The organism is Lysobacter capsici (genome assembly GCF_014779555.2).
Taxonomy (GTDB): domain Bacteria; phylum Pseudomonadota; class Gammaproteobacteria; order Xanthomonadales; family Xanthomonadaceae; genus Lysobacter; species Lysobacter capsici.
The window spans coordinates 6163638-6176424 of the sequence record NZ_CP094357.1 but is presented as its reverse complement, the minus strand read 5'-3'; the positions used below and the strand labels follow the sequence as shown (position 1 = coordinate 6176424).

The following is a 12787-nucleotide window of genomic DNA, read 5'->3' as shown; positions in this document are numbered from 1 at the left end:
GCCGAGCGTGGCGATCCCTTGATTGGCGCAGCGCTCGTAATCCCGAATCCCGACTGCGAGACAATGCCGTATCGCATCACCGCCATGGTGTGATCGGTGCGAACCCACGGAGCCGCCATGCAAAAGATCCTGCTGTTGATCGTCCTCGCCGCCGCCGCGGTGTTCGCCTACCTGCAATGGTTCGCCAAGCCCGCGTACAGCATCCCCACGATCGAGCAGAACCCGATCCCCAAGCACGAGTTCTATCTGTTGTGGCGCGAGACCGCGTTGACCCTGTGCGACGGCAACGAGCCTGGCCCCACCACGTTGACGCCGCCGAAGTGCCGCGAGTACGTGACCAACAAACACGAGCGCTGCGTGACCCAGGTCGGCGCGCAGACGCCGCCGACGATCTCCAGCAAGGCCGAGTCGAAGCGTCTGGCGCGGCCGTATCTGGATTGCGTGATCCCGGGCCATTTCTGCAATGGCGTGGAAGTGCGCACGCCCGACGAGGCGTTGCGGCACTGTTCGTCATGAGCGCGGAGCGTGGCGGTTATCCACAGCGCTGATGGAAAAACCGCGCGCGGCTCAGACCCGCCGCCACTGCCCCGGCTGCAACGCGTCCAGCCGATGCGGCCCTATCGCCGCTCTCACCAGCCGCAGGGTCGGCAGGCCGACTGACGCGGTCATGCGCCGCACCTGACGGTTGCGGCCTTCGTGGATGGTGATCGCCAGCCAGGCGTCGGGCACGGTCTTGCGAAAGCGCACCGGCGGATCGCGCGGCCACAGCGAGGGTGGGTCGAGGCGTTCGATCCGCGCCGGCAGGGTGCGGCCGTCGTTGAGGTCGACCCCGTCGCGCAGGGTTTGCAGCGCCTCCTCGCCGGGGTCGCCTTCGACCTGCACCCAGTAGGTTTTCGGTTGCTTGTGGCGCGGGTCGGTGAGGCGATGGGCCAGGCCGCCGTCGTCGGTCAACAGCAACAGCCCTTCGCTGTCGTGATCCAGCCGCCCGGCCGCGTACACGTCGGGCGGCAGGCCGAAGCCGGCCAGGGTCGGCCGCGGCGGTTGGCTGCGGTCGGTGAACTGGCACAGCACCCCAAAGGGTTTGTTGAACGCGATAAGCATCCGAGGATGATCGCGCAGGCCCGCGCGCGGCGCCAAACCGATCGCGGCGCCCGCCGCCCGGTGGCGCCGATCAATCGCGCTTGCGTGGTCGCAGTCCGCGCCAGACCAGGCCGCCGGCCGCGCAGAACGCGAGCGGCGACACGACCCATACCGCGACCATGCAGGCCTTCCAGTAAGCGATCGCGCTGGCGCCGATGCTGACCGAGGACAGGCCGTACTCGGCCATGAAATAGCTGGCGATCAAGGACATCGCCAGCTCCCCGGCCGCCCACGCTGCCAGCGCGCCCGCCGCGAGCGCGGCGACGACGCGCGCCAACGGCCGGCGCATCGATCAGCGCGGCTTGCGGAAGCGCAGGGTCATGCGGTCGCTTTCGCCGATCGCCTGGTACTTGGCGTCGTCGGCCGCGTCGTGCTGGTTGACCGGCGGCAGGGTCCACACGCCGTTCGGGTAGTCCTTGGTGTCGCGCGGGTTGGCGTTGATCTCGCTCTTGGCTTCGAGCTTGAAGCCGGCCGCTTCGGCCAGCGCGATCACCTGGGCCTGGCCGACATAACCGGATTTGTCGTCGGCCGGCACGTCGCTCTTGGCGCGATGCTCGACCACGCCGAGCGTGCCGCCGGGCTTGAGCACGTCATAGAAGCCCCGGAACATCACCTCGGCCTGGCCGGCCGAACGCCAGTTGTGGACGTTGCGGAAGGTCAGCACCAGATCGGCCGAGTCGGCCGGACCGAACGCGGGCTTGAAGCTGTCGTAGGCGGCGATCACGACCTTGTCGTACTGCGCCGGCGAGGCGGCGAACTTCTGTTCCAGCGTGGCCTTGGCCTTGGTCTGGTACTTGCGCGCGCCGTCGGAGGACTGGGTGTCCGGGTCGACCACGGCGGCGACGTACTTGCCGCGCTCGCGCAGGAACGGGGCGAGGATTTCCGAGTACCAGCCGCCGCCGGGGGTGATTTCGATGATGGTCTGCTCGGGCTTGGCGCCGAAGAAGGTCAGCGTTTCCAGCGGGTGGCGGTAGCCGTCGCGGGCGACGTTCTTCGGGTCGCGCCAGCTGCCGGCGACGGCGGCGCGCAGGCTCGGGGAACCGACGTCGCCGGCGGGCTTGGTCGCGGGCTTGGTGGTCGGCTTGGGCTCGGCCGACTTGGCGGCGGGTTTGGTCGCTTCGGCCGGTTGGGTCGCGGCGACCGGGGCGGCGGCTTCGACGGGCTTGGGCGCGGGCGCTTCGACCGGCTTGGGTGCCGGGCCCGGAGCGACGGCTTCGGTGGGCTGGGCGGCGGGTGCGGTCGCTTCGGCCGGTTGGGTCGCGGAGGTCGGCGCGGCCACTTCGGTTGGCTTCGTTTCGGTCGCGGCGGCGGCCGCGGTGGCGCTGGCCCGGGCGGCTTCGGCGGCCTGGGCGGCTTCGTTCGCGGCGGTTTGGGCGGCGGCCGCGGCGGCGTCAGCGGCGTTGCTCGGCGCGGCGTCGGTCGTCGTTGCGCTGGTCGGGGCCGGTTCGCCGGTGGCGGGCGCGGGCTCGGACTTGGTGTCCTGGGCGTGCGCGATCGCGGTCAGGCCGGGCAGCAGCGCGGCGAGCAGCAGCAATCGGGCGGGGCGGTTACGTTCCATGCAACAGACTCCGGTGAGCTTCAGTGAGGGCGCCAGCCTACCGCATGCGTTCAGGATCGGGGATGCGGGGCGACCCGAGCATGGCCCGTGCCCGGGTCGTTGCAGGCGCCGCGGCCGGATCGCGGCCGGCCCGGCTCAGCGCCGCTTGCGCTTCGGCTTGGCCGTCGCCTCGGCCCCGGCGTCGCTGTCGGCGGCCTGATCGGGCGGGCCGTCGGCCGCGCCGGGCTTGCCGCAGGAGCGGTCCTCGATGTCGGCGCCGCGGCCCGAGGCCACGTCGGCTTCCATCTGCGCGACGTAAGCGCGCGCCTGCTCGTGCAGCCAGGTCCGGAACGATTCCAGCCCGGCGTGATCGACCGAGCGTTCGGGATAGACCAGGTAATGGCCCCAGTCGATCTGCAGCCGGCCCTGGCTCAACGGCACGAGCTGGCCGCTCTGGATCAGCAGCCGGGTGCGCGCCAGGCGGCCAAGCGCGACCCCGAGGCCTTCGACCGCGGCCCGGTGCATGGTCTCGGAATCGTCGAAATGGGCGATGTAGCGGTTCGGCCGCTTGCCGCCGTAACGGTCGAACCAGTCCTGCCAATACGTGGACAGGTCGCCGAGCAGCGGCCAGCGGTGCAGGTCCTCCTGCGCCGGCAGCCCGCCCATGCGCTCGATCAGCGCCGGGCTGGCGACCGGGACCAGGGTTTCGTTGAACAGATGCTCGATCACCAGCCCCGGCCAGCGGCCGTAACCGCCGCGCATGGCCGCGTCGATGCCCGGCTCGCGATCGAAATCGACCAGCGCGGTCGAGGAAAACAGATTGAGTTCGAGCTGCGGGTAGCGGGCGACGAAGCCGCCCAGCCGCGGCACCAGCCAGGCCGAGGCCATCGAGGCCATCAGGCTCAGGGTCAGCACGTCGTCGCGTCGCGGGCTGTACGGGCGCAGGGCGTGGTCGAGCGCGTCCAGGTGCGGCGCGACCACCGACAGCAGCCGCTCGCCGTCGGCGGTCAGGCGCACCCCGCGTGGGCCGCGTTCGAACAGGCGCCGGCCCAGGCGTTCTTCCAGGGTGCGGATCTGGTGACTGAGCGCGCTGACGGTCAGGTGCATCGACTCGGCGGCGCGGGTCAGGTTGCCGGTGCGCGCGGCGGTGGCGAAGCCCAGCAGGGCGTGCAGCGGAGGTCGGTTCATCGCGTGGGGTCCGTCGGACGGGGCGTTCGGCCCGGGCCTGAGGGCGGTCGCCGTAGCGCGCGGCCGCCTTCAACCTGATTCAAGTCTGGCTTGCAAACACGTCGCTTTTTTGCCGAATCGGGCGAGCGTACCTTGCGAATCACTCAATAAGCCAGTGCGCCGCACGTTCGGGCCGCGCTGGCTTCCACCGAAGGATTGGCAGGGAGACGACGCCATGAATATCTACAAGAACCTGATGTTCCTGCACGGTCATTTCGTCGATCCGCGCGATGCGGACGAGGATGGCGAGGACGGCGCGCAGATCGGTCACCGCGCCGCGTCGACGGTCGCGGCCGGCGCCGGTTCCAAGACTGCGGCCGGCGGGGCGAAGGCCGGGGCCGCGGCCGCAACGGCCTCGCATCGCGTTCAAGCCGCGCGGACCGAGGTAATCACCGGCTGGCGCGCGTGGTTGCGGTTGTGGCCGGCGCAGAGCGCCCGGATCGAAAACCCGCGCGACTGCGGCGCGCACGGCTGCGTCTGAGCCTCGCCATCGCATGGTCGCGGTGGTGACGCTGGCCGAGCGTCCCGTCCGTATGCGTTGGTCTGTGCGAAGGAACGCACGCAGATCAGGCAACGGGGGATGCCGTCATGAGCGACCAACGCAATCCCGACCCGGCGAGCGACGCGCGCAAGCGCGTGGCCGCGATCGAACGCACCGCCCTGCGCCTGCTGGCGTGGTTGTTCGCGGGCATCGCCCTGAGCGCGGCGCTGGCGGTGTCCGACTACGTGGTCGGCGCGGTGCTCGGCGCGGTGCTCGCGGCCTTGCTGGCCGGCGCCACCCTGGGCTTTCTGTTCGGCATCCCGCGCGCCCTGACGGTGGCGCTGCCGGGCGCCGACGGCCATGCCGGCGGCAACAACGGCGGCGGCTTCACCCACAACACCAACCTGGAGCAGATCAGCGACTGGCTGACCAAGATCGTAGTCGGCATCGGCCTGGTCGAGGCGCAGAGCATCGGCATCGCGTTCCAGCGCCTGTCGCGCCAGGTCGCGCTGGAATGGGGCCTGGGCGCCAACGGCGCGGCCAGCGCCGGCTTCGTCCTGCTGGCCTCGCTGCTGTTCGGCTTCATCGGGTTCTACATCTGGACCCGCACCGCGTTCGTCTATTACCTGGAACACAACGAGACCGCGGTCGCGGGCGAGCGACGCGACCGCGAAGCCGCCGAGCGGCGCGCGCGCCAGGCCGAGGCCGACGCGGCGCGGGCCAGGGAACAGGCCGAACAGGCCGAGCGCGACACCCAGGCCGAACGCGAACGCAAGGCCGAGGCCGAACGTCAGGCGCAGCTGGCGCGCGAACAGGCCGAGCAGGCCGCGCGCCAGACCGAAGAGGCCGAGAAACAAACCCAGCAGGCGCAACGCGAAAGCGACATGTACAGCCGCATGGCCGGCTACCTGGACAGCGGCACGGTCGAGCCGCTGCGCGTGCTGAAGTGGCGCGATAGCAAGGACTGGATAAAGGCGCTGCACGATGAGTCGTTCGAAACCCATGCCGGGCCCTCCGCGGACAACCCGGAGAGCGAATGGAATTCCGATCCGAATCTGGGCCGGTTCGGCGGCGCGCCGATCGCTCGCGACCGCGAGCTCAGTGCCCAGGTGCAGCCGTTGGACGAGGCCGGCAGCACCTGCGCGGTGACGATCCGCGTGCGCTCGCTCGACCCGGCGCGGCCGCTGACCGGTACCGTCACGATCCACCTGCACCCGACCTTCCATTCGATGGTGCGCGAGGTGCCGGTGGTGGATGGACAGGCCGAATTGCGTATCGTCGCCGCCGGCGTGTTCACCATCGGCGCCGAAGCCGACGGCGGCGCGACCCGGCTGGAGTTGAACCTGGCCAGCTTGCCGGATCTGCCCGCGGCGTTCGCCGCGCATTGAGCGCGAGGCTCAGGGCAAGCGCCGCTGCGACGGATACGGCGCCACGTCGTTGTGCTGCCCGCTGGCCAGCCCGTCCTGCACCCGCTTCCACCACTCGACCTTGAAGATGTCGCCGTGCGCGTGCATCAACGCGCCCAGCAGCGGCGGCGACAGGCCGAGGAAACGCGGGAACTGCTCGGGAAACACATCGTTGCCGTGCGCATAGAACCACGGACCCGATTCCATTTCTTCTTCGTGATTGCGCGGCGCCGGCACCGGCCGGAAGCGGCAGTCGCTGACCAGGCACAGCTCGTCGTAGTCGTAGAAGATCGCGCGCCCGTGCCGCGACACGCCGAAATTCTTCAGCAGCAGATCGCCCGGAAAGATATTGCTCAGGGCCAGATCGCGGATCGCCTGGCCGTAGTCGATCACCGCCGCGCGCGCGGCCTCGGGCGTCTGCTCGCGCACGTACAGATTCAGCGGCCGCAGTCGGCGTTCGACATAGCACAGGTGCAAGACCAGATCGTCGCCGTCCAGGCTGATGCTCTTGGCGCAGGTGCTGAGCAACTCGTCGAGCAGGTCCGGCGCGAAACGCGAACGCGGAAAGCGCAGGAACCGGAACGGCTGCGCATCGACCAGGCGGCCGACGCGATCGTGATGGAACACCAGCGAATACTTCGCCTCGACTTCCTCGCGCGCGACTTCCTTCGGGTAGGCGAAATGGTCGCGGATGATCTTGAACACCAGCGGATAGCTGGGCAGGGTGAACACCGCCATGACCATGCCGCGTTCGCCCTCGGCGCGGATCAGCCGCTCGCCCGACTGCGCCGCGAACTGGCGGAAGAAGGTGCGGTAGCGTTCGGTCTTGCCCTGCTTGGCGCGGCCGAGCACGGTGTACAACTCGTCGATCGGCTTGCCCGGCAGCAAGGTGCGCAGGAATACCACCGCATCGCCGACCGTGCCCAGGTCGGCATGGAAGTAACTGCGCGAATAACTGAACAACTGCACGACTTCGCTGCGCACGGTCAGCACCGCATCGACCTTGAGCGCGCCGTCCTCGTTGACCAGCGCGATCACGCACGGCGAGAACGAACGCTCGCCGAACACACGCCCGATCAAATACGCGCGGCGCTCGCGATAGAACACCGTGTCGAGCAACTCGACCGCGCGCACCGGATGCGGGCCCCAATGCTGCAGGTCTTCCTGCAGGCGCACCGCGATCCCCGCCGCGCAGCGAGTGCGATGCGCGTACGGCACCGCGAACGGGTAGTCGTCGAGCACGCGCATGAAGGTTTCGACCAGCCGGTCTTCCGACACCGCGTAGCTATGGCGCGCGACCGGATGGGTGATCGAATCGGTCGGCTCGATGTCGAGGGCGACGAATTCCATCGACGGGTCGACGCCGCGGGTCTTGAAGAATCGCCGCGTGAGCGTGTTGAAGAAGGTCTTGTACAACTCGCCGTCGAGCAGCGGCGCGACGGTTTGCGCATACGCGGCATGCACCGCCGACCACAGCACGCGATCGCCCGCGCGCTCGCCCAGCCGCGCCTGCAGCGCATCGCTGGCCTCGGCGATGCAGCGGTCGTACAGCTCGATGCGTTCGACCGCGTCGGCGCGATCGCCCTGCCAGTCGCTGCGTTCGAACCGGCCCTGAGCGCGGCGGGTGATCGCGGCGAAACGCGCGTGGTAATCGGCGAAGGCGTCGCGGATCTGGCCGGCGACGGCTTCGGCTTCGCCGGGTGCGGCGTCGGTGGGGGCGGATGCGTGGTCCATGGCTCGAGTGTACGGCGACCGTCGTTGGCCTGTGGCATGCTCGCGGCCGTATCGATTCGTTTACGGATGAAACCATCATGAGCCACCCGACCGGGACGTCGACGCCGCGCGTTGCGCGCGCACGCCCAACGCAGAGGCGTTGGATGCAGGGGCTGCGGGTGCTGTGCGTGCTCGCATTGCTGTGCGGCGCGGGCGCGGCGGTCCGGATGCCGCTGGCGAACGCGGCCGAAGTCGAAGGCCGCGACGCGACCACCACGACCTTGTACAAAGGCCGCGTCGGCGAGCGCGCGGTGACCTTGTACCTGAAGAGCGAACCGGCGCCCTGCGGCGGCGACCGTCGCCTGATCAGCGCGATCTACCGCTACGACGGCGTATCGAAATGGCTGCTGCTGCAGGCCACCGACGACCGCAAGGGCCACCTGGCCCTGGTCGAGTCGGGCCTGGGCACCGGCGTCACCGGCGCGATGATGCTGGTCGACAAGGGCGGCACGCTCAAGGGCAAATGGATCAGCCCCGACGGCGAGCGGCTGCTGCCGGTGCAGCTGAGCAAGACGGCGATGGGCAAGGCCGAGCGCGACAAGCTCGACGATCAGCTGGAGCGGACGGTGTACGAGAACAACGATTGTTGAGCGAGTCATCGTTCAAGCCATCGCCCGAACAGCACCGCTTCCCCCCGTTCTTCTCTATTTCCCCATAGCCCGTGCTTTTCCCCCCTTTGCAAAGGGGGGCAGGGGGATTCGCTTTTGCGTCTACTCCGGGAGCAAAAGCGAATCCCCCCGCGCCAGTCCTTCGCATGCACCGCACCACGTCGGGCGCCGCCCCCTTTTACAAAGTGGGCTTTCATTGGCGCGGCACGTTCTGTTTTTGCGGCCGTCGCCTCACACGCGCCGGCACGGCGACTGACAACGCGCGGCTGCCCCGCGCCTCTTCGTCACGTCCCGCACCCCATGCTTTTCCCCCCTTTGGAAAAGGGGGGAAGGGGGGGATTCGCTTTTGCTCCCACTGCGCGAGCAAAAGCGAATCCCCCGCGCGCCAGTCTTTCGCATGCACCGCACCACGCCGGGCGCCGCCCCCTTTTACAAAGTGGGCTTTCATTGACGCGGCACATTCTATTTTTGCAGCCGTCGCCGCACACGTGCCGGCACGGCGACTAACAACGCGCGGCCGCCCCGCGCCTCTTCGTCACGTCCCGCACCCCATGCTTTTCCCCCCTTTTCCAAAGGGGGGAAGGGGGGATTCGCTTTTGCTCCCACTGCGCGAGCAAAAGCGAATCCCCCGCGCGCCAGTCTTACGCACGAATCGCACCACGCCGGGCGCCGCCCCCTTTTACAAAGTGGGCTTTCATTGGCGCGGCACGCTTACTTTGGTAGCCGTCGCCTCACACGTGCCGCAACCGCCAACTCCAGCGCGACCGTCAGCCAAACACTCGTCAGCAACCACGGCCATTGCGGCAGGACCAGTTCGAAGGTCGGCTCCCACCGCGCCCAAGTGTTGCCGTAGAACGGCGCATACGCGGCGAGATTGACGTGCAGCGCAAGCAGCGTGGCCGCGGTCATCGCGACCGCGCCGATCCAGGCATCGCGACGGCGCGGCCCATGCCGCCGCCGTCGCCAGCCCAGCCACAGCGACCACGGCAGCACCGACACCACGAACAGCGCGAGCGCCACCAGCGCCAGTTCGCCGAGAAATCGCGCCGGACTCATCTCGGCGAACGAGGCCAGATCGAATCGGCCGACCACGTAATACCAATGCACCCAGGCCGGCAGCATGACCGCGACACACAGCAACCAAAGACCGCGCGCCCAGCTCGGCACGGTTCAGGCCGACGGGCCGAGCAACGCGCGCAAGGCGTCGTAGGTGTAGAAACGGGTGGCGCTGAGTTGCCGTTCGTGCGGGCTGAAGGCTTCGTCGAAGCTCAGGACCGGCCCGTACACCAGCCCGGCCACGCCGCCGAATTGCGACAGCCGCTTGAGCACCAGCAGGTTGTAGCCATGGCCGCGGTACCAGCGACTGCCGCCGTCGGAAGCTACCGGGCCTTCGCGATCCTCACCGGCGTGACGCGGCGAACGGCCGGCGATCACGTCGGCGAAATCCTGCGCCGCTTCGATGAAGCCGCGTCGCAGCGCGGGGTCCACCTGGGCGAGGTCGACGCCGGCAAACGGGCCGTCGAGAGGCAGGTCGGTATCGGTCATGGCGTGTCGTCCCTAAACGTCGTGTGCGAGATCGCGGCGCGGCGCCGGCCCGGCCGCCGCGCGCGGCCCTTGCCCGGCCGCAAATCGGCGAGCGCAACTGTCAAAAATTCGATGCAATCCTCAGAAATATCGGAGTACCATCCGATCCCGACGGTGCAAGGAGGCAACTGGCGCCGGTTGGAACGGCCATCGGGGAAGTCCAATCGTCAGCCGCGTCTTGTGCGCTCGGAATCGGGATCGTCGTGTCCCGCGCCATTCCTGACAAGAGCCACTCACATGGTACAGAAGATCATCATCGGCATTCTCGCAGCGGCCCTGATCGCGGTCTGCTCGATCTGGGGCTACAGCGCATGGCAGGCCAAGCAGGCCGCCGCGCCCGTCGTGGCGCCCCTCGCCACCGCCGCCGCGGTGCCGGTCAAGCCGGTCGAGGCCATTACCCCGCCGGCCGAAGTGGTGCCGGTCGCGGCCGAAGTGCCGGCCGAAAAAGCCGACGGCACCCACTTCACCTACGAATACGTGTCGCCGCGCAATCCCGACCTGTTGCCGATGTACAACATGGCGCGCGAGATCGACGTGCTCAAGCAACTGCCCGAGGTCAACCAGCTCGACGGCTGGCTGACCTTGCCGCGGCCGATCCACTACATCGCGGCCGAATGCGGCACGGTCAACGCGTTCTACGCCAAGGACAAGGGCGACATCGTGCTGTGCTACGAAATGCTCGAGTTCCTGGTCCGCCAGGGCGCGGCCATGACCCAGGCCAGCGGCGGCAGCACCCGCGATCAGCTCAACTACCTGATGGCCAACCTGCGCTTTTTGATGCTGCACGAAACCGGCCACGCGCTGGTCGACATGCTCGACCTGCCGTCGACCGGCCGCGAGGAAGACGCGGTCGACCAGCTCGCCACGACCTTGATGCTGTCGTTCGTCAGCGCCGACGAATCGGCCGGCGACATCGCCCAGAAACTGCAGCTGGCGGCGACCTTCTTCATCGCCACCGACGACGGCCAGCACGACATGGCGACCTATGCCGACGAACACTCGGTCGGCGCGCAGCGTTACTTCAACCTGCAGTGCATGGTCTACGGCCACAACCCGGGCAAGTACCTGCGCATCGTCACCAGCGGCCGCCTGCCCGAAGCGCGCGCGCTGCGCTGCGAGGAAGAAAGCAAGCAGATCACCCGCAACTGGATGCGCCTGATCGAGCCCAACATCGCGCCCAAGCACCGCATGACCGCCGAGGAAGAGCGGGCCAAGATCGAAGAGATTCAGCGCAAGCAGGTCGACAACGCGCAGGCGCCGTATATGCGCTGATTGTGCTTGCGGCGACGGTTGTACGCGAAAGGCCCGGCATCCGCCGGGCCTTTTCGCTGCATCGATTGCCCCCTGTAGGAGCGGCGCAAGCCGCGACCGCGCCACCACAGATACGACGCAAGCGTGATGTCGCGGTCGCGGCTCGCGCCGCTCCTACAGGTAGCAACCGATTTACGCGTTGAAAACAAAAGGGCGCCGAAGCGCCCTTTTGCACGAATCCCATCAAAGCCCCGATTACAGGTGCTTGATGATCTCGTCGGCGAACTCCGAGCACTTGACCTCGGTCGCGCCGTCCATCAGGCGGGCGAAATCGTAGGTCACGCGCTTGCTGCCGATGGCCTTGTCCATCGCGGCGATGATCGCATCGGCCGCTTCGGTCCAGCCCAGGTAACGCAGCATCATCTCGCCCGACAGGATCACCGAACCCGGGTTGACCTTGTCCAGGTCGGCGTACTTCGGCGCGGTGCCGTGGGTCGCCTCGAACACGGCGTGGCCGGTCACGTAGTTGATGTTCGCGCCCGGCGCGATGCCGATGCCGCCGACTTGGGCGGCGAGCGCGTCGGACAGGTAGTCGCCGTTGAGGTTCAAGGTCGCCGAGACGTCGTACTCGCGCGGACGCAGCAGGATCTGCTGCAGGAAGGCGTCGGCGATCGCGTCCTTGATGATCAGGCCCGCGCCCGGCTTGCCTTCGGGAATCACGTGCCACGGGCCGCCGTCGAGTTCGACCGCGCCGAAGAAGTCGCGCGCCACCTGATAGCCCCAGTCACGGAAGCCACCTTCGGTGTACTTCATGATGTTGCCCTTGTGGACCAGGGTCACCGACTTGCGCTTGTTCTCGATCGCATAGCTGATCGCGCTGTGGACCAGACGCTCGGTGCCCAGGCGGCTGACCGGCTTGATGCCCAGGCCGACTTCGACCGGCAGATCGCGCGCCGGAGCGCCGATGGCCTGCAGTTCGCCCAGCCACGCCGCGTTCTTTTCGGCGGTGCCGAAGCGGATCTTGTCGAACGCCTGCGGGAATTCCTTCTGCAGGAAGTCGAGCACCTTCTGCGAGTCGGCGCTGCCGCCGGCCCATTCGATGCCGGCGTAGATGTCCTCGGTGTTCTCGCGGAAGATCACCATGTCGACGTCGCCGGGCTTCTTGACCGGGGAGGGCACGCCCTCGAACCAGCGCACCGGGCGCAGGCAGACGTACAGGTCGAGCATCTGGCGCAGCGCGACGTTGAGCGAGCGGATGCCGCCGCCGACCGGCGTGGTCAGCGGGCCCTTGATGCTCACCAAGTAGTCGCGACAGGCCTGCACGGTGCCGTCGGGCAGCCAGGTGCCGTAGGTGTTGTTGGCTTTCTCGCCGGCATAGACCTCGAGCCACTCGATCTTCTTCTTGCCGCCGTAGGCCTTGGCGACCGCGGCGTCGAGCACGCGCACCGAAGCGCGCCAGATGTCCGGGCCGGTGCCGTCGCCTTCGATGAACGGGATGATCGGGCGATCCGGCACATTCAGGCCGGTCGGGCTCTTGGTGATCTTGGCGCCGCCTGCGGGCGGCGTCGCTACGAACTCGGTCATTACGATCTCCAGTGGGGCCACCGTGCGCGGGCGCACGGGGCGGAGCAGGGTCCTTGCGGGACGCGATGGCGCTGCGACCCGGCCCGCCATTGTCGCGGTTCGGGCGGGGCGAGGCAAAGTGCGCGGTGGGTCGCTGTGTTTCAGGGGGAAGAGGGGCGAATCGGATGCCAAACTGGCCGTAGCCTCTAACTGCATC

12 protein-coding genes and 1 pseudogene are annotated in these 12787 nt (G+C 68.4%); 5 read left to right on the top strand and 8 right to left on the bottom strand.

What is annotated here, in order from left to right; translation table 11 throughout:
- The first annotated feature begins 117 nt into the window (after window positions 1-117).
- Window positions 118-516 carry a hypothetical protein gene (locus tag IEQ11_RS25660; RefSeq protein ID WP_191822612.1) on the top strand — a complete coding sequence of 133 codons (399 nt, stop codon included), beginning with the start codon at window positions 118-120 and terminating at the stop codon, window positions 514-516.
- 51 nt (window positions 517-567) lie between these two features.
- On the opposite strand, the gene IEQ11_RS25655 is transcribed toward IEQ11_RS25660, so the two are convergent.
- The 4 genes and pseudogenes from IEQ11_RS25655 to IEQ11_RS25635 all read right to left on the bottom strand — a co-directional run.
- Window positions 568-1101, bottom strand: a complete 534-nt coding sequence (locus tag IEQ11_RS25655) for a pseudouridine synthase (protein WP_191822611.1) — start codon at window positions 1099-1101, stop codon at window positions 568-570.
- Between the two features lie 70 nt (window positions 1102-1171).
- Window positions 1172-1351 (bottom strand): hypothetical protein, encoded by a 180-nt coding sequence (locus tag IEQ11_RS25650; protein WP_191822610.1) that lies wholly within the window; start codon window positions 1349-1351, stop codon window positions 1172-1174.
- A gap of 81 nt (window positions 1352-1432) precedes the next feature.
- Window positions 1433-2419: a class I SAM-dependent methyltransferase gene (locus tag IEQ11_RS25645; protein WP_425494697.1), complete on the bottom strand. Its 987-nt coding sequence runs from the start codon at window positions 2417-2419 to the stop codon at window positions 1433-1435.
- A gap of 543 nt (window positions 2420-2962) precedes the next feature.
- A pseudogene (locus IEQ11_RS25635) lies at window positions 2963-3865 on the bottom strand (LysR substrate-binding domain-containing protein); the annotation flags it as partial.
- Between the two features lie 154 nt (window positions 3866-4019).
- Here IEQ11_RS25635 and IEQ11_RS25630 point away from each other — a divergent pair.
- Window positions 4020-4385: a hypothetical protein gene (locus IEQ11_RS25630; protein WP_191822608.1), complete on the top strand. Its 366-nt coding sequence runs from the start codon at window positions 4020-4022 to the stop codon at window positions 4383-4385.
- Window positions 4386-4492: 107 nt separating this feature from the next.
- Window positions 4493-5773 (top strand): pYEATS domain-containing protein, encoded by a 1281-nt coding sequence (locus IEQ11_RS25625; protein ID WP_191822607.1) that lies wholly within the window; start codon window positions 4493-4495, stop codon window positions 5771-5773.
- 9 nt (window positions 5774-5782) lie between these two features.
- On the opposite strand, the gene aceK is transcribed toward IEQ11_RS25625, so the two are convergent.
- Window positions 5783-7525, bottom strand: coding sequence for a bifunctional isocitrate dehydrogenase kinase/phosphatase (gene aceK, locus IEQ11_RS25620; protein ID WP_191822606.1), 1743 nt, complete (start codon window positions 7523-7525; stop codon window positions 5783-5785).
- A gap of 143 nt (window positions 7526-7668) precedes the next feature.
- Between aceK and IEQ11_RS25615 the strand changes: the two genes are divergently transcribed.
- A complete protein-coding gene (locus tag IEQ11_RS25615; RefSeq protein WP_191822605.1) occupies window positions 7669-8154 on the top strand; it encodes a hypothetical protein in 486 nt (161 codons plus the stop codon).
- Between the two features lie 729 nt (window positions 8155-8883).
- Here the strand turns inward: IEQ11_RS25615 and IEQ11_RS25610 are convergent.
- Together IEQ11_RS25610 and IEQ11_RS25605 are read right to left on the bottom strand one after the other, a co-directional pair.
- Window positions 8884-9339, bottom strand: a complete 456-nt coding sequence (locus tag IEQ11_RS25610) for a hypothetical protein (protein ID WP_191822604.1) — start codon at window positions 9337-9339, stop codon at window positions 8884-8886.
- 3 nt (window positions 9340-9342) lie between these two features.
- Window positions 9343-9717, bottom strand: a complete 375-nt coding sequence (locus tag IEQ11_RS25605) for a hypothetical protein (protein ID WP_057923327.1) — start codon at window positions 9715-9717, stop codon at window positions 9343-9345.
- 276 nt (window positions 9718-9993) lie between these two features.
- Here IEQ11_RS25605 and IEQ11_RS25600 point away from each other — a divergent pair, with 276 nt between their 5' ends.
- Entirely contained in the window at window positions 9994-11028 is a 1035-nt protein-coding gene (locus tag IEQ11_RS25600) for a DUF4344 domain-containing metallopeptidase (RefSeq protein WP_052756508.1), read from the top strand.
- Window positions 11029-11262: 234 nt separating this feature from the next.
- Here IEQ11_RS25600 and icd read toward each other — a convergent pair whose 3' ends face one another.
- Window positions 11263-12591: an NADP-dependent isocitrate dehydrogenase gene (gene icd / locus IEQ11_RS25595; RefSeq protein ID WP_191822603.1), complete on the bottom strand. Its 1329-nt coding sequence runs from the start codon at window positions 12589-12591 to the stop codon at window positions 11263-11265.
- Window positions 12592-12787: the final 196 nt, after the last annotated feature.

Coding starts and splice junctions, on each gene's coding strand:
- IEQ11_RS25660 (WP_191822612.1), top strand. CDS start 118: ATGCAAAAGATCCTGCTGTTGATCGTCCTCGCCGCCGCCGCGGTGTTC.
- IEQ11_RS25655 (WP_191822611.1), bottom strand. CDS start 1,101: ATGCTTATCGCGTTCAACAAACCCTTTGGGGTGCTGTGCCAGTTCACC.
- IEQ11_RS25650 (WP_191822610.1), bottom strand. CDS start 1,351: ATGTCCTTGATCGCCAGCTATTTCATGGCCGAGTACGGCCTGTCCTCG.
- IEQ11_RS25625 (WP_191822607.1), top strand. CDS start 4,493: ATGAGCGACCAACGCAATCCCGACCCGGCGAGCGACGCGCGCAAGCGC.
- aceK (WP_191822606.1), bottom strand. CDS start 7,525: ATGGACCACGCATCCGCCCCCACCGACGCCGCACCCGGCGAAGCCGAA.
- IEQ11_RS25615 (WP_191822605.1), top strand. CDS start 7,669: ATGCAGGGGCTGCGGGTGCTGTGCGTGCTCGCATTGCTGTGCGGCGCG.
- IEQ11_RS25605 (WP_057923327.1), bottom strand. CDS start 9,717: ATGACCGATACCGACCTGCCTCTCGACGGCCCGTTTGCCGGCGTCGAC.
- IEQ11_RS25600 (WP_052756508.1), top strand. CDS start 9,994: ATGGTACAGAAGATCATCATCGGCATTCTCGCAGCGGCCCTGATCGCG.
- icd (WP_191822603.1), bottom strand. CDS start 12,591: ATGACCGAGTTCGTAGCGACGCCGCCCGCAGGCGGCGCCAAGATCACC.